Annotated in this window: 16 protein-coding genes and 5 tRNA genes; 3 read left to right on the plus strand and 18 right to left on the minus strand. The window is 54.2% G+C overall.

Annotation, left to right across the window (positions count from 1 at the left end; translation table 11 throughout):
- Positions 1-3: 3 nt before the first annotated feature.
- The 8 genes from rplK to O1723_RS20595 form a co-directional block, all read right to left on the minus strand.
- Complete coding sequence (rplK, locus tag O1723_RS20560) at positions 4-432, minus strand: 50S ribosomal protein L11 (protein WP_008503452.1); 429 nt, start codon at positions 430-432, stop codon at positions 4-6.
- 156 nt (positions 433-588) lie between these two features.
- Entirely contained in the window at positions 589-1,134 is a 546-nt protein-coding gene (gene nusG / locus O1723_RS20565) for a transcription termination/antitermination protein NusG (protein WP_003862341.1), read from the minus strand.
- Position 1,135: 1 nt separating this feature from the next.
- Positions 1,136-1,519, minus strand: a complete 384-nt coding sequence (secE, locus tag O1723_RS20570; RefSeq protein WP_013094999.1) for a preprotein translocase subunit SecE — start codon at positions 1,517-1,519, stop codon at positions 1,136-1,138.
- Positions 1,520-1,748: 229 nt separating this feature from the next.
- Complete coding sequence (gene tuf / locus O1723_RS20575) at positions 1,749-2,933, minus strand: elongation factor Tu (RefSeq protein ID WP_013094997.1); 1,185 nt, start codon at positions 2,931-2,933, stop codon at positions 1,749-1,751.
- A 118-nt stretch (positions 2,934-3,051) separates the two neighbouring features.
- Positions 3,052-3,127 (minus strand) — tRNA-Thr (locus O1723_RS20580).
- 6 nt (positions 3,128-3,133) lie between these two features.
- Positions 3,134-3,208, minus strand: a tRNA-Gly gene (locus O1723_RS20585).
- Positions 3,209-3,325: 117 nt separating this feature from the next.
- Positions 3,326-3,410, minus strand: a tRNA-Tyr gene (locus tag O1723_RS20590).
- Between the two features lie 8 nt (positions 3,411-3,418).
- Positions 3,419-3,494, minus strand: a tRNA-Thr gene (locus O1723_RS20595).
- A 317-nt stretch (positions 3,495-3,811) separates the two neighbouring features.
- On the opposite strand from O1723_RS20595, the gene coaA reads away from it, so the two are divergent.
- Positions 3,812-4,762, plus strand: a complete 951-nt coding sequence (gene coaA, locus O1723_RS20600; protein WP_014882061.1) for a type I pantothenate kinase — start codon at positions 3,812-3,814, stop codon at positions 4,760-4,762.
- Positions 4,763-4,806: 44 nt separating this feature from the next.
- On the opposite strand, the gene dppF is transcribed toward coaA, so the two are convergent.
- From dppF to O1723_RS20645, 9 genes are all read right to left on the minus strand, one after another.
- Complete coding sequence (gene dppF / locus O1723_RS20605) at positions 4,807-5,820, minus strand: dipeptide ABC transporter ATP-binding subunit DppF (protein WP_023331759.1); 1,014 nt, start codon at positions 5,818-5,820, stop codon at positions 4,807-4,809.
- Positions 5,817-6,800, minus strand: coding sequence for a dipeptide ABC transporter ATP-binding protein (gene dppD, locus O1723_RS20610; RefSeq protein ID WP_023336580.1), 984 nt, complete (start codon positions 6,798-6,800; stop codon positions 5,817-5,819). The genes dppF and dppD overlap by 4 nt, the downstream gene beginning before the upstream one ends.
- A 10-nt stretch (positions 6,801-6,810) precedes the next feature.
- Positions 6,811-7,713, minus strand: coding sequence for a dipeptide ABC transporter permease DppC (gene dppC / locus O1723_RS20615; RefSeq protein WP_014882058.1), 903 nt, complete (start codon positions 7,711-7,713; stop codon positions 6,811-6,813).
- A 9-nt stretch (positions 7,714-7,722) separates the two neighbouring features.
- Positions 7,723-8,742 carry a dipeptide ABC transporter permease DppB gene (dppB, locus tag O1723_RS20620; protein WP_023336579.1) on the minus strand — a complete coding sequence of 340 codons (1,020 nt, stop codon included), beginning with the start codon at positions 8,740-8,742 and terminating at the stop codon, positions 7,723-7,725.
- Positions 8,743-8,919: 177 nt separating this feature from the next.
- The gene (gene dppA / locus O1723_RS20625; RefSeq protein WP_014882056.1) at positions 8,920-10,527 is read right to left on the minus strand and encodes a dipeptide ABC transporter periplasmic-binding protein DppA; all 1,608 of its coding nucleotides are present in this window, start codon (positions 10,525-10,527) and stop codon (positions 8,920-8,922) included.
- Between the two features lie 620 nt (positions 10,528-11,147).
- Positions 11,148-11,224: transfer RNA gene (locus O1723_RS20630), tRNA-Pro, on the minus strand.
- A gap of 91 nt (positions 11,225-11,315) precedes the next feature.
- Positions 11,316-13,010, minus strand: coding sequence for a kdo(2)-lipid A phosphoethanolamine 7''-transferase (gene eptB / locus O1723_RS20635; protein ID WP_014882055.1), 1,695 nt, complete (start codon positions 13,008-13,010; stop codon positions 11,316-11,318).
- Between the two features lie 236 nt (positions 13,011-13,246).
- Positions 13,247-14,449 carry an L-lactate MFS transporter gene (locus O1723_RS20640; protein WP_014882054.1) on the minus strand — a complete coding sequence of 401 codons (1,203 nt, stop codon included), beginning with the start codon at positions 14,447-14,449 and terminating at the stop codon, positions 13,247-13,249.
- 238 nt (positions 14,450-14,687) lie between these two features.
- The gene (locus O1723_RS20645) at positions 14,688-15,386 is read right to left on the minus strand and encodes an autotransporter domain-containing protein (RefSeq protein WP_023336578.1); all 699 of its coding nucleotides are present in this window, start codon (positions 15,384-15,386) and stop codon (positions 14,688-14,690) included.
- 162 nt (positions 15,387-15,548) lie between these two features.
- Between O1723_RS20645 and tag the strand changes: the two genes are divergently transcribed.
- Positions 15,549-16,130, plus strand: coding sequence for a DNA-3-methyladenine glycosylase I (gene tag / locus O1723_RS20650; RefSeq protein WP_023336577.1), 582 nt, complete (start codon positions 15,549-15,551; stop codon positions 16,128-16,130).
- Entirely contained in the window at positions 16,108-16,554 is a 447-nt protein-coding gene (locus O1723_RS20655; RefSeq protein WP_023336576.1) for an N-acetyltransferase, read from the plus strand. Before tag ends, O1723_RS20655 begins: the two co-directional genes overlap by 23 nt.
- Here the strand turns inward: O1723_RS20655 and O1723_RS20660 are convergent.
- A complete protein-coding gene (locus tag O1723_RS20660; protein ID WP_479983880.1) occupies positions 16,517-18,796 on the minus strand; it encodes a molybdopterin guanine dinucleotide-containing S/N-oxide reductase in 2,280 nt (759 codons plus the stop codon). The genes O1723_RS20655 and O1723_RS20660 overlap by 38 nt on opposite strands.
- Position 18,797: the final 1 nt, after the last annotated feature.

The raw sequence follows: 18,797 nt of genomic DNA on the forward strand, positions 1-18,797 counted from the left end.
TTCTTAGTCCTCCACTACCAGGCCCATGGAACGTGCAGTACCTTCGATGGAGCGAGTCATCGCTTCAATGTCGGCACCAGTCATGTCGGCAGCTTTGGTCTGCGCGATTTCCTGCAGCTGAGCGCGGGAAATTTTACCCACTTTGTCTTTGTTCGGTTTACCGGAACCAGACTTGATACCCGCCGCTTTCTTCAGCAGAACTGCTGCTGGAGGGGTTTTGGTAACGAAAGTGAAAGAACGGTCAGCGTAAACAGTGATTACAACTGGGATTGGCAGACCTTTTTCCAGGGATTCGGTTTTGGCGTTGAACGCTTTACAGAATTCCATGATGTTCACACCCTGCTGACCCAGAGCTGGACCAACTGGTGGACTTGGGTTCGCCATACCAGCTGCAACCTGCAGCTTGACGTAGGCTTGTACTTTCTTAGCCATTCTAAAATCCTCTGATTGGGTAATAGCGCCTCAGGGAGGCTCCCCGTGAATAAAATTCGTTTTACGGGCCGAGACCCATAAAAACAAAAGGCGCGAAATTGTATTCCAATCTCGCGCCTTGTGCAACGATTAAATCGTCGCTTTTTTGATCGCTGCTTAGGCTTTCTCTACCTGAGCAAAGTCCAGTTCTACCGGGGTCGCACGACCGAAGATAGAGACGGAGACTTTCAGGCGGGACTTCTCGTAGTCCACTTCTTCAACCACACCATTAAAGTCAGCAAACGGACCGTCATTAACACGAACCATTTCACCCGGCTCAAACAGCGTTTTCGGACGCGGCTTATCACCCACCTGCTGCAGGCGGTTCATAATCGCATCAACTTCTTTGTCGCTGATTGGCGCCGGACGGTCAGACGTGCCGCCGATAAAGCCCATCACGCGCGGTACGCTGCGCACCAGGTGCCAGCTCGCGTCGTTCATAACCATCTGAACCAGCACGTAACCCGGGAAGAATTTGCGCTCGCTTTTGCGACGCTGGCCGCCACGGATCTCAACCACTTCTTCGGTCGGAACCATAACTTCGCCAAATAACTCTTCCATGTTGTGTAATTTGATATGCTCACGCAGCGACGTTGCTACGCGGCCTTCAAAACCGGAAAACGCCTGAACGACGTACCAGCGCTTTTTAGGGGCTTCAGACATCTCAGAACCTCAGGCCAGTGATAAAGGATACCAGGCGAACCAGAATACCATCCAGTCCCCACAGGATCAGTGACATTACAGCGGTAACCGCCGCTACAATCAGCGTGGTGTGCAATGTTTCCTGGCGAGTCGGCCAAATCACCTTGCGGACTTCGGTACGCGCTTCGCGTGCAAAAGCGACAGTCGCTTTGCCTTTCGTCGTCAACAGCGCGACACCACCCGCTGCAGCAATCAGAATTACCACTGCAAGCGCGCGTAGCGGCAGCATAATGTCACGATAAAGGTAGTTGCCGACAATCGCTACGATCAGCAGAACGGCTACTACTACCCATTTCATCGCTTCCAGGCCGCGCCCGCTCCCTTGAGCTTCGGTATTCGCACTCATAAACCAACCTGTCAGAAGTATTCTACAAACATTTTCACCCCGCGATTGCGAGGCAAACCAAATCGAAATGCTCATTCGCTTTTCGGATTATACGCTCTCTGCAGAGCCTGTCTCAGCAATGATTATGACAAAAATAATCACTGATGAGCCAGGTTCTGATCTGAAAGCGTGCAAAAAGGGCATCAAATGATGCCCTTTTATTGCGCATTGCGTCAAATGTTATCAGCAATTAGCCGAGAACTTTAGCAACCACGCCCGCGCCAACGGTACGGCCACCTTCACGGATTGCGAAACGCAGACCGTCATCCATCGCGATTGGGTGGATCAGAGTCACAACCATCTTGATGTTGTCGCCTGGCATTACCATCTCAACGCCTTCTGGCAGTTCGATGGTACCGGTCACGTCAGTTGTACGGAAGTAGAACTGTGGACGGTAGCCTTTGAAGAACGGAGTATGACGGCCGCCTTCGTCTTTGGACAGGATGTACACTTCAGATTCGAACTTGGTGTGTGGCTTGATTGAGCCTGGCTTCGCCAGAACCTGACCACGTTCGATTTCTTCACGTTTGATACCACGCAGCAGAACACCAACGTTCTCACCAGCACGGCCTTCGTCCAGCAGTTTGCGGAACATTTCAACGCCAGTACAGGTAGACTTCGCAGTCTCTTTGATACCAACGATTTCAACTTCTTCACCCACTTTGATGATACCGCGCTCTACACGACCGGTAACAACGGTACCACGACCGGAGATGGAGAATACGTCTTCGATTGGCAGCAGGAATGGCTTGTCAATCGCACGCTCTGGTTCTGGGATGTAAGAATCCAGGTAGCCAGCCAGTTCGATGATTTTCGCTTCCCACTCAGCGTCGCCTTCCAGCGCTTTCAGCGCGGAACCACGAACGATTGGGGTGTCGTCGCCTGGGAAATCGTACTGAGACAGCAGTTCACGAACTTCCATCTCTACCAGTTCCAGCAGCTCTTCGTCATCAACCATGTCGCACTTGTTCAGGAACACGATGATGTAAGGAACGCCTACCTGACGACCCAGCAGGATGTGCTCACGAGTCTGAGGCATTGGGCCGTCAGTCGCAGCAACAACCAGGATCGCGCCGTCCATCTGCGCAGCACCGGTGATCATGTTTTTAACATAGTCGGCGTGGCCTGGGCAGTCTACGTGTGCGTAGTGGCGAGTCGGGGTGTCGTATTCAACGTGAGAAGTGTTGATGGTGATACCACGAGCTTTTTCTTCTGGTGCGTTATCGATCTGGTCGAATGCACGAGCAGAACCACCGTAGGTTTTAGCCAGAACGGTAGTGATTGCAGCGGTCAGCGTTGTTTTACCATGGTCAACGTGGCCGATAGTACCGACGTTAACGTGCGGTTTTGTACGTTCAAACTTTTCTTTAGACATCGATTGTCCCTCTAAGACACGGATAAATCGGTGATATCACCACATCAACCAGGCGAAATGCCTGAATTGTTGAATACAGTAAAATTGAAACAGAGAGAAACGGGAAGGAGAAGTGAAGTGGTGCTGATACCCAGAGTCGAACTGGGGACCTCACCCTTACCAAGGGTGCGCTCTACCAACTGAGCCATATCAGCACGTATTGGAGCGGGCAGCGGGAATCGAACCCGCATCATCAGCTTGGAAGGCTGAGGTAATAGCCATTATACGATGCCCGCATCCTGAAACTCGGCTACCCAGTTCTTTCTGTAACAAAAAAAGAGATTTCTCTCTTTTTCAGTTTGAGCTGGTTAATTTTTCCAACCAGCTCCGGCGGCATTTACGCTGCCAGAAAGTGGTGGTGGGGGAAGGATTCGAACCTTCGAAGTCTGTGACGGCAGATTTACAGTCTGCTCCCTTTGGCCGCTCGGGAACCCCACCGGACTTGATGGTGCCGACTACCGGAATCGAACTGGTGACCTACTGATTACAAGTCAGTTGCTCTACCTACTGAGCTAAGTCGGCATCAAGTAGCGCGCATTCTATGGATACCTGCGCGGTCATGCAACTAAAAATTTGCATAAAACGTTCTTTCGCTCACATTTTATGCGAACAGCATACTAAGCGCTGTAAAAGTAGTCATTCGCGGTCAAATAATCAACATGCAAGGGTCGTTTGCACGGGATACACCGTAGCGTGACGGCTTCCGCGTAACGTAGCGCTTTCCATCTTTTTTCTTATTATTCCTGCCATCTGGTGTTAACCTCCTGCCCATTGTCCAAAATTAACTGTGTGATGAGCCACGATCCGGCAGTATTGAGCTGGCTCACTGAAGCATGCTTATGAGCAAAAAAGAGCAAACGTTAATGACGCCTTATCTTCACTTTAACCGCAGCCAGTGGGCTGCCCTGCGTGATTCCGTCCCTATGACGCTGACGGAAGGTGAAATCGCACGGTTAAAAGGGATAAACGAAGATCTGTCCCTGGAAGAGGTGGCAGAAATTTATCTCCCCCTTTCTCGCTTGCTTAACTTCTACATCAGCTCCAACCTGCGCCGTCAGGCGGTACTGGAGCAGTTCCTCGGAACGAACGGTCAGCGCATTCCTTATATCATCAGCATTGCGGGCAGCGTGGCCGTGGGTAAAAGCACCACCGCGCGCGTATTGCAGGCGCTGTTGAGCCGCTGGCCTGAACACCGCAGCGTTGAGTTAATTACCACCGACGGCTTCCTGCACCCGAACGAAGTATTAAAAGAACGCGGGCTAATGAAGAAGAAAGGCTTCCCGCTCTCTTATGATATGCACCGTCTGGTGAAATTTGTCTCTGACCTGAAATCCGGGGTGCCTCACGTCACGGCACCGGTCTATTCACACCTGATCTACGATCGTATTCCGGATGGGGATAAAACGGTGGTCCAGCCGGATATCCTGATCCTGGAAGGGCTAAACGTCCTGCAGAGCGGGATGGATTATCCTCATGACCCACATCATGTGTTCGTTTCAGACTTCGTCGATTTCTCTATATATGTTGATGCGCCGGAAGATCTTCTCCAGAGCTGGTACATCAACCGCTTCCTGAAGTTCCGGGAAGGCGCGTTCACCGATCCTGACTCTTACTTCCATAACTATGCGCAGCTGTCAAAAGAAGAGGCCATTAAGGTGGCGACGGGGCTGTGGAATGAGATCAACTACGTGAACCTGAAAGAGAACATCCTGCCGACGCGTGAACGCGCAAGTCTGATCCTCACCAAGAGCGAGAAGCACGCAGTCGACCAGATTCGCTTGCGGAAATAATTGCGCAGACATAAAAAAAACCGGCTTAACGCCGGTTTTTTTCTTTATGCATGTGGCTTCTCGCCATTTTCATCCTGATCGACCGCGAAACAGGCGACCAGTTGACCACCATAATCCTTCAGCTGCGGCTGCAGCTGCGTGCAGGGACCAAAACGGCGACTGCAGCGGGCGTTAAATGCACACCCAGGAGGCGGATTCAGCGGGCTTGGCAACTCACCCGTCAGCTTAATACGCTCACGGCGATCGTCCGGGTTGAGACGCGGCGTCGCAGACAGCAGGGCCTGGGTATACGGGTGACGCGGGTTAGTAAAGATCTGGTCTTTGCTCCCCTTCTCCACGCAGCGCCCCAGGTACATCACCATCACTTCATCCGCAATGTGTTCGACAACCGACAGATCGTGGGAGATGAACACGTAAGAGAGTCCCAGTTCCTGCTGGAGATCCATCATCAGGTTCAGCACCTGCGCACGCACGGAAACGTCGAGCGCGGAGACGGGCTCATCGGCAATCACCACGTCCGGGTCGAGCATCAGGCCGCGGGCGATGGCAATACGCTGACGCTGGCCGCCGGAGAACATATGCGGGTAGCGGTCATAATGCTCGGTTTTCAGGCCGACCTTCGCCATCATCGCCAGCGCTTTTTCGCGGCGCTGCTCTTTGCTCAGATTACTGTTAATGAGCAGCGGCTCTTCCAGAATCTGTCCCACTTTTTTACGCGGGTTCAGAGAACCGTACGGGTTCTGGAACACAATCTGGATTTTCTGGCGACGCAACTTCTGCGCCTGAGGATCGTGTTTGAGCAGATCCTGCCCCTGATAATAAAGTTCACCGCCGGTCGGGACTTCAATCATCGTCAACAGACGGCCCAGCGTAGATTTACCACAGCCCGACTCCCCAACCACCGCCAGCGTTTTGCCGCGTTCGAGGGTAAAGGAGACGCCGTCCAGCGCTTTCACCAGGCGCTCAGGGGCAAAAATCCCCTTCTTCACCGGGTAGTGTTTTTTCAGGTCGATGGCCTGCAACAGCGGTTGTTGCGTGGTGGCCTGTTGCGTACTCATAGTGTTGGCCTCCCGGCATCATCGAGTGGGTAGTGGCATTTCGACTGACGGCCGTCAGCAAGCTGGTTCAGCTCTGGCTCCTCCGCCCGGCATTTGTCCGTCGCATACGGACAGCGCGGGTTAAGCAGACAGCCCTGCGGACGGTCATATTTACCCGGCACCACACCCGGCAGTGACGCCAGGCGCGCTTTATCCTGGGCAAACTCCGGCAGCGCACGCAGCAGAGCCTGCGTATAAGGGTGACGCGGTGCGCGGAAGATATCGTGCGAACGTCCGGTCTCGACGACCTGGCCTGCATACATCACGATGATTTTGTGCGCCGCTTCGGCCACCAGCGCCAGGTCATGCGTAATCAGGACCAGCGCCATATTTTCCTGCTGCTGCAACTCCAGCAGCAGTTCGATGATTTGCGCCTGAATGGTCACGTCCAGCGCCGTCGTCGGTTCATCCGCAATCAGCAGTTTTGGCCGGCAGGCAATCGCCATCGCGATCATCACGCGCTGGCTCATCCCGCCAGAGAGCTGGTGCGGGTAGACGTCCAGACGCGATGCCGGGTCAGGAATACCCACCTGATTCAGCAGATCGATCGCGCGCTGGCGACGGGTTTTCTTATTACCGCCCTGATGCACCTTTATCGCTTCCATAATCTGGAAGCCGACGGTGTAACACGGGTTCAGGCTGGTCATCGGGTCCTGGAAAATCATCGCCACTTCCGCGCCCACCAGCTGGCGGCGCTGTTTTTCGGAAATGCGCTTCAGATCCTGACCATTGAATTGCAGGTTTTCCGCCATCACGCGGCCGGGATAATCGATAAGCCCCATAATCGCCAGTGAGCTCACCGACTTACCGGAACCGGATTCCCCGACAATACCCACCACTTCGCCCTGATTTACGCTGTAGCTGATGCGGTCCACGGCGCGAAACTCAGTGCCAACGTCTCCGAAGTGCACCGATAATTGATCTACATTTAATAACGCCATCTCGTGCCTCTTACTGCTTCAGTTTGGGATCAAGCGCATCACGCAGGCCGTCACCCATCAGGTTAAATGCCAGCACCGTCAGCAGGATTGCCAGACCCGGGAAGGTGACAACCCACCAGGCGCTTTGTGCGAACTGCAACACGTCGGAGAGCATCGTGCCCCACTCCGGTGTTGGCGGCTGCGCACCCATGCCCAGGAAGCCAAGAGCGGCCATATCAAGAATGGCGTTTGAGAAACCGAGCGACGCCTGAACAATCAACGGCGCAAGGCAGTTCGGGAAGATATTGACGAACATCTGGCGCATCGCCCCCGCCCCCGCCACGCGAGACGCGGTGACGTAGTCGCGGTTCACTTCCACCAGCACCGCCGCACGGGTTAAACGCACGTAGTGAGGAAGCGCCACGAAGGTCAACGCCAGCGCGGCGTTACCGATAGACGGACCGAAGATCGCCACCAGCACCAGCGCCAGCAGCAGGCTTGGCAGCGCCAGCATGATGTCGACAACACGCATAATGATGTTATCGACGATGCCGCCGAAGTAACCCGCCACCAGACCAAGCACAATCCCCATAATCAGGGACAGCACCACCACCAGGCAGCCAACCAGCAGCGACAGACGCGCGCCGTACATCAGACGCGAAAGCACATCGCGGCCTACATCATCGGTACCCAGCAGGTGCGCCAGGCTACCGCCATCCTGCCACGCAGGAGGTGCAAGCAGCGCATCGCGGAACTGATCCGCAGGGTTATAAGGTGCGAGGAAGTTCGCAAACACCGCAATCAGGATCATGATTGCGACATATACCAGCCCTACTACCGCACCTTTATTGCGCTTGAAGTAGTGCCAGAACTCCTGCAGCGGTGTCATTGGAACCGGTGCAGCAACCACTTTGTTTTCAGAAACGTGTGACATGATGGCCCCTTACTTCTTATGACGAATACGCGGGTTCACCACGCCGTACAGCAAATCGACCAGCAGGTTGACGAGGATAATCATCGTCGCGACCAGCAGCACCCCGCCCTGCACGACCGGATAGTCACGGCGTTGCAGCGCATCAATCAGCCAGCGTCCAAGGCCGGGCCAGGAGAAGATGGTTTCGGTCAGGATAGCCCCTGCCAGCAGCGTACCCACCTGAAGACCAATAACGGTCACCACCGGCAGCATGGCGTTACGCAGCGCATGTACGATGATGACGCGGATACGGGTTAACCCTTTGGCGCGTGCGGTACGGATGTAATCTTCACCCAGCACTTCCAGCATGGAGGAACGGGTCATACGCACAATCACCGCCAGAGGGATGGTGCCCAGCACCATGGCTGGCAGGATCATATGCGCGACGGCATCGATGAAGTTCCCCTCTTCACCCCAGATAGCCGTATCAATCAGCATAAAGCCGGTCAACGGATTGGTGTCATCGAGGAAAACCATATCGCTGACGCGCCCGGAGACGGGCGTCAGGTTAAGCTGCACCGAAACCAGCATAATCAGCATCATGCCCCACCAGAAGATAGGCATGGAGTAGCCGGTCAGCGCCAGGCCAACAGCGGTGTGGTCGAAAATTGAGCCACGTTTAACGGCAGCCAGTACCCCAACTGGAATACCCACCGCAGTGGCGAAAATCATGGCGCAGACGCCAAGCTCCAGTGTCGCTTTAAAACGCGGCACGAACTCGTCCCACACCGGAAGACGGCTTTTCAGCGAAATCCCTAAGTCACCGTGCAACACGCCCCAGATATAATGGAGGTACTGCTGCCACATCGGCTTATCGAGGCCGAGTTCAGCCAGCAGCTGCGCATGACGTTCAGGGGAGATACCACGCTCGCCCGCCATAATCATTACCGGGTCGCCGGGGATCATATGGACGAAGGCAAAAGTGAGAAGGGTGATACCGATAAACGTCGGGATAACAAGTCCCAGACGTCGGAGGATGAACTGCAACATAACCCGGATTCTCTCTGATGACGCACGACCAGTGGCGTGACGTCTGTATTGCTCACAAATCTTATCCCCTCTCCTTTCAGAGAGGAAATAAAGCACTGCTGCCGGGTGGCGCTACGCTTACCCGGCCTACATACCGTAGGCCAGTGCAAGCGCAACGCCGCCTGGCGTTGCTTTTAATTATTCAACCGATACGTTTTCGAAGTGATGTTTGCCCAGTGGATCAACCACATAGCCCTTCACTTCTTTACGCACTGGCTCATACACGGTGGAGTGAGCAACAATCAGCGCCGGAGCCTGATCGTGCATAACAACCTGCGCTTGCTTGTACAGCTCAATACGTTTGTTGTGATCGTCGGTCGCACGCGCCGGCTGGATCAGGTCTTCAAACGGCTTGTAGCACCAGCGAGAGTAGTTAGAACCGTCTTTCGCCGCCGCGCAGCTGAACAGGGTAGCGAAGAAGTTGTCCGGATCCCCGTTGTCACCGGTCCAGCCCATCATCACCGCCTGGTGCTCACCCGCTTTGGCGCGCTTCAGGTACTCGCCCCACTCGTAGGTCACGATCTTGGCCTGTACGCCAACTTTCGCCCAGTCAGCCTGAACCATTTCCGCCATACGGCGTGCGTTCGGGTTGTACGGACGCTGTACCGGCATCGCCCACAGCTCAACGGTGAAGCCTTTATCCTGGCCCGCTTCTTTCAGCAGCGCTTTCGCTTTCTCAGGATCGTAGCTGTAGTCTTTAACGTCATCGTTATAGCCCCACATAGTTGGTGGGATCAGGTTCTTGGCTGCAACGCCTGCGCCCTGGTAAACGGCTTTGATGATCGCTTCTTTGTTCACCGCGTAGGTCAGCGCCTGACGCACTTTCACGTCATCAAACGGTTTCTTCTCGGTGTTGAAGGAGAGGTAGCCCACGTTCAGGCCCGCCTGTTCCAGCAGGTTAATGTTCTTATCCTGCTTCATGCGCGCGATGTCAGCCGGGTTCGGGTATGGCATCACCTGGCATTCGTTTTTCTGCAGTTTTGCATAACGCACGGACGCATCAGGCGTGATGGAGAAGACCAGACGGTCGATCTGCGGCTTGGTGCCCCAGTAGCCCGGGAAGGCTTTATACAGAATACGGGAGTCTTTCTGGTACTGCAGCAGCTGGAACGGGCCGGTACCGATTGGGTTCAGGTCCACTTTCTCAGGCGTGCCGGCTTTCAGCATGTTGTCCGCATACTCTTTAGAGAGAATAGAGGCGAAGTCCATGGCCAGGTCAGCCAGGAATGGCGCTTCCGGACGCGTCAGCACGAACTGCACGGTTTTATCGTCCACTTTTTTCACTTCTGAGATCAGGTCAGGCAGACCCATCCCTTCGAAGTACTCATAGCTGCCGCCCGACACTTTGTGGTACGGGTTCTGGGCATTTTTCTGACGGTCGAAGGAGAACACAACGTCGTCGGCGTTAAAGTCACGCGTTGGTTTAAATTCTTTGCTGTCCTGCCACTTCACGCCCTGACGCAGGTGGAAGGTATAGGTCTTACCGTCTTCGCTGACGTCCCACTTCTCAGCCAGACCCGGAATCACTTCGGTGGTGCCAGTTTTGAATTCAACCAGACGGTTATAGATCGGTACAGAGCTTGCGTCGTACGTCGTGCCAGAGGTAAAGAGCTGTGGGTTAAAGCCTTCCGGCGAGCCTTCAGAACAGTAAACCAGGGTTTTTGCCTGTACGCTTGCTGCCACGGTCATAGCCACCAGGCTCAGACCAAGCTTCAGCATCCCTGACTTCTTCAAGGAAATACTCATTATTCTGCTCCAATGTGATGTTTTGCTTTGTTGTGTTACGCCGCCAGACCTTTATTTATTTTTTACCCGGTCCGGTCGGTGGTGCCCGAAGGCAGTAAAGGGATGGAGAATCCTTTCAGAAGAGCGTTTGAGTTGCAGCGCAGATCGTCCCTGAAATGCCCCTCATGCCCTACAATCTGTCAACAGAATGTGAAAACGTCAATACAGGTGACGGGGATTTACGTGGAGTGTGAGAAACCGCAAACAAAGATTAAAAAAACTATGTATGCCAGTTTTCAGCAGGGAAATTTATGCTACTCGCCATCTTGCAGCACAAATATCTTCATATTTCGCAACAATCAGTGATTAACTTTTATTCAGAATGGGTAAATTTTCTTGCAGAATGGTGATTATCTGAGCACTAAATACCGCGAACGTTAAAACGCACAGCGAAAAATGCTGAGGTTATCCATAAGCAACGCGAAAAAAGATCAATCTATATATAAAAAAATACAATGGATTATGTCACAAAATCGTTAACAGGCAGGGAGAAGCCAGGATAAGGGGCGTTTTGGTGACTCTGGCGGGCTAAGGTCATAATGCAAAAAGGGCTAACCTTGCGGTTAGCCCTTTTCAGAATGTGGTCGGCGAGAGAGGATTCGAACCTCCGACCCACTGGTCCCAAACCAGTTGCGCTACCAAGCTGCGCTACTCGCCGAATGCGGAGCGCATCTTACTGCTGAGGTGCGCCCCCGTCAATCCCTTATTTTCAAAAAGCCATTCAACTGGCGATATTCTCGCCAGAGCCGCTACTGCGCGGCTTTTGCGGTGCTATCAGGGAGTTTACACCAGTTGTTGTTTTCGTTAATTCCACCATTTGGTGAGGTATAGCCGAGACAACCCATAATGGTGTCGTACAGTTCAACGTGGCGACGTGGCACCTTCATCTCCGCCTCTTTTTTCAGATGAGCAAACATTGCAGCTTTGTCAGGGTTTTCCAGATACTTATCCGACATCCACATAATCATCGGCACGCGGAACTGCTCCGGCGGTGCCAGCTTGCGCGGTGTACCGTGCAAATGCTCTTTCTCATTGATGGATTCACCGTGATCTGCCGCATAGATAACAATCGCTTTCTTGTCTCGCAGCTGGTCAATCACGCGGCTCAGGAAGGTATCAACATACAGTACCGAGTTATCGTAGGCATTGATCAGTTCCTGCTTGCTGCAGTCTTTATTAATACCGACGCACTCAGGTTGCCACTTTGCAAAGTCGCGCGTGTAACGTTGGTAATAGCTGTAATGTGACCCTTTTGTATGCAGAATGACGAGATGTTTGCCCTGCGGATGATTCTTCAGAGACTCAGACATCTCCTCAAGGAGCAGCATATCGTCGACGTTTTTACCGCGGTTGCGGGGCTCGGCGCCAATCTGCTCACGGTACGCGATGTTATCCGCCAGCGTATTGGTGTAGAACCACATCTCACTTTGCATAGCGAAGAGATCGGAGCTAAAACCAAGCTGCTTCAGCACGGCAAACACGTTTTGCTCTTTCAGCGTGCGTTGTGGGTTATCACTCGCACCGCCTTCACGCACAAACATACAGCGCAATGAGAGCTTCGTCGCGGTATCGCAAGAGTAGCCGCGATAGGCCACCAGGTTCTTTTCCTGAGCCAGTTTTGGTGTGGTATCACGGTCGTAACCGAGAATACCCATATGATCCCAGCGTGTTGTTTCACCGATAACAAACACGACGTAAGTATCATCCAGTCCATCAGCAGGTGCCTGATAGGTGAATTTTTTTGTCGGGTTAATCAGCGATTTCACATCACTCGATTCGTCCGCCTGTGCCCAGGCATAAAGACCTAATGCCGAGAGCCAGTTAGACGGCAGATAAGAGTTAGCCACTACACCGCCATAACTTGGCATATCAACGCCCGTCGCTTTTTCAATTCGTTTTTGCTGTTTTTCCATTAAGCGAATAGGCGCCCATACCAGCAGTCCGGCCAGCAAAACGACAACGATATTGCGTACCCGCTGTCCGCGCGTACGCAACTGGCGTAATAAGGTATAGCGGCAGGTATTACTCCAGATAAAGAAGAGCGGGATCAGGCAGGTTAACACCGTCCAGACGATAAAGCCTTTACCGACCACCTCTTTTGAAAGATCGATATCCGTGGTCATCACCGACGCCACGATACCGTACCCGATGACGACGTTCATGAACGTCATGTAATAGCTTGCAGCGGCGGAGATAATCACCACCAGCGAGGCCAGAATTTGCCAGGTACGTCGGCCAAAAAGTGAGAGCAGGCGTAACAGGAAGAAGGTTGCCAGAACGGAACCAAACACTTCAATCGCGGCAAAAATTCCATTTCTTACGGTGAGGTGTTCAAAATAACCTTCCACTCTTCTGAACAGCACCGCGCCATTCAGAAACAAACCGATATAGACAGCCAGCATCAGACACAATCGTTGCTGGGTAAGAGACCTAATATATTTCATGCAAACAACCCTGGGGGAAGGGGTATAAAGACCCGCCGAATCTCATCGAGAAAGCAGACAGAGTAAGTTGATGCGAGAGAAACCGTTATCAGAAAGGTCCACAAGCGCGATAAGTAGACCACAGCGGGAAAGAAAAGTGGCAGCAGAGAATGTGATCGATGAAGATTTTTACAAAATAACAAGTCCGAAAGCAATGCAGAGATAAAAAAGAGGCCCTGCGGCCTCTCTTCATTAAATCAGGCATGCGCTTCTTTATAGACTTCACGCTGCGGCTGACGAATCGTCGTGGACAGTGCCAGCGAAATAATCAGCAAAGCAAATATCACGCAGAAGGTCACGTAGAACCCGCCGAACAGCGAGGCAATCAGCGAGCCGCAGATACTGCCGATCCCAAAGCCGAGATAGATAACCCCGTAGTTTTTCGCCAGGTTATTCAGCCCAAAGAACTCGCTTACCAGCGACGGGAAGACGGTAATGGTGCCGCCAAAGTTAAAGGCCACGCAGGCAATTGCTGCAAAGAATGTCGCTTCATTCAGCGGGGCGAACAGTAACGCCGCCATCCCCACCAGAGAGACCACCTGCCCTATCGTAATGACGCGGATACGGGCAATCTTGTCGGACAAGATCCCCAGCACCAGGCGACCAGACAGGTTGGCGATGGAAATCACCGTCACCGCATTCGCCGCGGTTGCCGCATCCAGTTTCACCATTCCCTGGGCGATATCTTTCGCCACGCCAATGACGTACAGACCGCTCATGCAGGCCGTCAGGAACATCACCGCCAGCATCCAGTACTGCGGTTTGCGCATGGACTGCGCCAGCGTAAAGTCGTTCTCCACCACGCCGTTAACGGATTTCACTTCCTGCTGCGGGGCATCTTTCATCAGCGTGGCACCGAACAGAATCATCACCAGCACGATGGCACCCCAGATCATGAAGGTCTTTTCGAGGCCAACGGACGCCAGCAGATGGGCATCAATAAACTTAAAGCCGAGGCTGCCCAGGCCATAAGAACCAATGGCAAAGGCGGAGATTAACCCCTTACGCTCCGGGAACCACTTCACGCAGTTCGACAGCGTCAGCAGATAGCCCGCACCGTCTGCCAGGCCCACCAGGACGCCAGCACTCAGCCACAGCATCATCAGGTTGCTGGAATGCGCCGTCAGGAAGAAGCCCAGACCGAGCAAAATGCCGGACGCCATGGTCACGCGCTTCACGCCAAAACGCTCCTGCAGCTTGCCCGCGACGGAAGACGAGATCGCCAGCCCAAGACTCAGCAGACCAAAAGAAAACGCCACCTGGCTGACCGGTGCGCCAAGTTTGTCGGAAAGCGCACTGTTAAACAGACTCCAGGTATAGACCGATCCCAGCGCGAACTGGGTGACGATGGTGCCAAAGAGCGTGAGCCAGCGCGTACGGTTATAAGTTGATGTGTTCATGGCCGTTGTCCTGCAACAGAAATTAGAAGAATTCGCTAAGGACAACGATAAACAAAACCCTAGCGATGATGGGGTAAAACGGCATGAAATGCAGGAGGAACGGAATGAAATGCTTGGAATCGGGAATGAATGACCTTGTCGGGGAACAAAGCGACAGCAGGTTAGTACCTGCTATCGCTGTAAAGCCCGTGGTTATTGTTTCCGAGATGTTATCGCTACGTTTAAAAAAGTAACAACATTAAAAATTCGCACTCACCCCCAGGGTATAGAGAAACTCTTCACCCGTCGTGGTGCGTTCCCCCTGAGCCAGCGACGCATACGCCGCCATGTGCGTATTAAAAGGCATATCCGTTCCAACAGTGACATCCATCCAGCTACCGTTTTGAGCAGGGGCCGGCGTTTGCGGCATGCCAAACTGCGATTTCCACTGGTTTTCACCAAACTGCTGGTTATAGCTCACCTGCGCCCAGGGACGAAGATCGCCGTACTGAGTATTTACGCGCCAGCCTAGCGTGCTCACGCTGGCATGCCAGAGCGGATCGGCGAGCGTCTGCGTCGTCGCGCTATCGCCAAACTCATTGATCATCATCGGCGTCGAGCCGTCATACCGCCAGGACATCACCGGACCGGTGGTTATCCGCGCTGAAACCGGAAAATTCCAGCCCAGGCTCATCGCCGCGTCCGTGGTGGCGCCTGAAGGTACAGCCAGGGCAAGCCCAGGCAAATTTTGCGAAGACTGAATACGCTCAGCAAGAATATCTTCATAACGCGGTTGGTGATCCGCGTCCCATGTATAGCGTTCCGCCGTATTATTTTGGGCGTCTGAAACGATATATTCCTGTTGCCAGGCAGACGCTGTATGACAAAACAACAGGCAGGCTGAAATCCCCACCAGGCCAGAAACAGCATGGCGACCACTGATTTTTATTATCATCATTAAAGCGACCCCAGAGAGAGCCGAGTGCGGCGATATTTGTCGTTATTCAGGAAGCGTTTAGCGGGCATATGGCCCTGTATTAACTATTGTCTTTATACCAGGCACGTCAAGACAGACGGAATGAAAATTTTGCGAAATCAGCATCAGTAAGGGAGATAACGGATGGAACGTTGCGGTTGGGTAAGCCAGGATCAGCTTTATATCGACTATCACGATCGGGAGTGGGGCGTGCCGGAGACGGAGGGCAGAAAACTCTTTGAGATGATCTGCCTTGAGGGACAGCAGGCGGGATTGTCATGGATAACGGTACTGAAGAAACGTGAAAACTACCGCAACGCCTTCCACCAGTTCGACCCCATCGCCGTCGCCGCCATGACCGATGAAGACGTAGAACGCCTGGTGCAGGATGCTGGCATCATCCGCCATCGCGGTAAGATCCAGGCCATCATCGGCAATGCCCGCGCTTACCTGGCGATGGAGCAAAACGGCGAGCCCTTCTCTGAGTTTGTCTGGTCGTTTGTGAATAACACGCCGCAGCTCACTCAGGCCACCTCGCTGGCGGAGATCCCGGCCTCCACGCCGGAGTCGGACGCGCTCTCTAAGGCCCTCAAAAAGCGCGGCTTTAAGTTTGTCGGCTCCACCATCTGCTACGCCTTTATGCAGGCCTGTGGCCTGGTCAATGATCATGTTACCGGCTGCTTCTGTCATCGGGGGAGGCAACATGATCCGCAAGTGGCAAAGTGACAATGCCGATCCGCTCCTGAGCCTGTGGCTTGAAAGCACCACCGAAGCGCACCCGTTCATCAGCGCAAGCTACTGGAAGGAGAACGAAGCCATGGTGCGGGAGGTCTACCTCCCTGCAGCGGCAACCTGGGTGTGGGAAGAGGACGGTACGCTGCGTGGTTTTATTAGCATTATACAGTCGCAGTTTGTGGGGGCGCTGTTCGTCAGGCCAACGTATATCGGGCAAGGTATTGGAGGCGCGCTGCTGAACCATGTTCAACAGCGCTTCCCGCATTTAAGCCTGGAGGTCTATCAGAAAAACGTCCGGGCGGTGAATTTCTATCATGCACAGGGCTTTCGCATCGAAGACAGCGCCTGGCAGGACGATACCCAGCACCCGACCTGGATTATGAGCTGGCAGGCGGATCAAACGCCGTTAAGGTAAGCTCAGGCCCCTGGTATTTCTCGACCCAGGCCAGCGCCGTATTCCCTGCACAACCGTTCCCCAGCTTCGAGCTGGGGAGATCTTTGGTCAGCACGTTAACCGCCCCGTTTTTACAGATCCCCCCCTCGGCAGGCTCAAGATCGGGCCATGCGCCCTGGTGAATACAGATCACGCCCGGTTTAATCCCGTCGCTGACCACCGCCCCTGCCAGCACCTGACCACGATGATTCCAGACGCGCACCACATCGCCGTCCGCAATCCCGCGGGCTTTAGCGTCATGGGTATTCAGCGTGATCGGCTCTCGCCCGGCGACCGCATACTGCTCGCGCAGTGAGGAGTAGTTAAGCTGGCTGTGCAGACGATGTGCGGGATGAGCAGATAACACCTGCAGCTGCTCCGGCTGGGCGTTGCCGTGCCACTCGTCTGGCTCCAGCCAGGAAGGGTGTGGCGGGCAATCGGCATAGCCAAAGCTGGCGATGCGCTCGCTGTAGATCACAATCTTGCCGCTCTCGGTTTTCAGCGGATGGTTCTCCGGGTCGCGGCGGAAATCAGCGAAACGGACGAACTGCGCGTTCTGTTCGCTTTCCGGCATTTCGATCAACTGGTTCGCTTCCCAGAACGCAGAAAATGGCGGCAGCGTTACGCCCTGCGCCGCACCGCGCTGCCCGGCGATCTGGTAAAACGTCTCCAGCCATTGCAGATCCGTTTTCCCTTCGGTAAAACGTTCGCGACCGCCCGCTTCCCACCGCTCGCTCAGTTCAGCAAACACGTCAAAATCATCACGTGCTTCATCGCGCGGCGCCACAACGCGCTTCATCGGTACCATATGCTGGTTGCTGTAATCGCCGGTCATGGTGAGATCGTTACGCTCAAACGACGTGGTCGCCGGCAGCACAATATCCGCATGTTTGGCCGAAGCGGTCCAGAAGCACTCGGAAATCACCACCAGCTCCGGCTTTTGCCAGGCGCGGATCAGGCGATTGGTATCCTGATGGTGCGTGAAGTTCGCCCCGCCCGCCCACCAGATAAATTTAATATCCGGGAAATGGCGGTCCAGACCGTTGTGCTGATAAAAACCGCCCGGGTTTTCCAGGGCTTCAATGATTCGCGCCACCGGGATTTTATCCACGGCATCCACGCCGCCCGCCACCGAACCTTGCAGAGAAGCCAGCACCGCCGCTTTGCGCGTTGGGTTTCCGCCGTTGGCAAAATGATAGGAGAGACCAAAACCGCCGCCCGGCGTACCGATCTGCCCGAGCATGGCGGCAAGCGTGACCAGCATCCAGTGCTTCTGCTCGCCAAACTGCTGGCGCTGCATCCCCCAGCCGGACATTAACATCGTGGTGTTGTCATGGAATAACGCGGCCAGTTCGCGAATTTTGTCAGCAGAAACACCACAAATTCCTGCCGCCCATTCTGCGGTTTTAGCCACCCCGTAGGATTGCCCCGTGAGATAGTCGGCAAATTGGTCAAAGCCGGAGGTGCAGCGGGTGAGGAAGTCACTGTCGTGCCAGTCGTTCTCCACCAGCGTATGGGCGATACCCAGCATCATTGCCACGTCGGTGCCCATATGCGGCGCAATCCACTCGGCGCTGTCGCCGAAGAAATCCATGGTTTCAGAGCGCATCGGGTCAATGCAGATGATGCGCTTGCCGCTTTTGCGCAGCGCGTCGAAATATCCAATGCCCTGCTCGTCACTGGCATTCCAGGCAATTTTCAACGTGTTAAGCGGGTTGGCACTCCAGAGCACCACCACATCGGTATGCGCCAGCACCAGCGGCCAACTGGTCTGCTGCTGGTAAACTTCGTTGTCGCCGACCACGTACGGCATGATCGCCTGCGCAGCGCCAGTGGAATAATCTCCCAGATGTCCGGTATAACCGCCCGCCAGGCTCATGTAACGCTGCAGCAGCGTCGACGCCTTATGCAGCACGCCGTTCGAACGCCAGCCGTAAGATCCGGCAAAAATGGACGATGGGCCGTAACGTTCGCGGATGCGCTTATGCTGGGCGTGGATCAACGCCAGCGCGTCATCCCAGCTCACGCGAACAAACTCATCCTGGCCGCGAATACCCTGCGGCTTGTCCGGCGAAGCCAGAAAACCTTTACGCACCATCGGCCAGCGCACGCGCGTTTTGCTATGCACCTGATCGCGAACGACGGTCTGTAAAGAGTTGGGATGTTGTGTTGGCAGTGCCCCGCGGGACGACAAAACATTTTCGCCATCGGTTTCGACCAGCATC

The organism is Enterobacter cloacae complex sp. HYC080_NIDB (assembly GCF_056673325.1).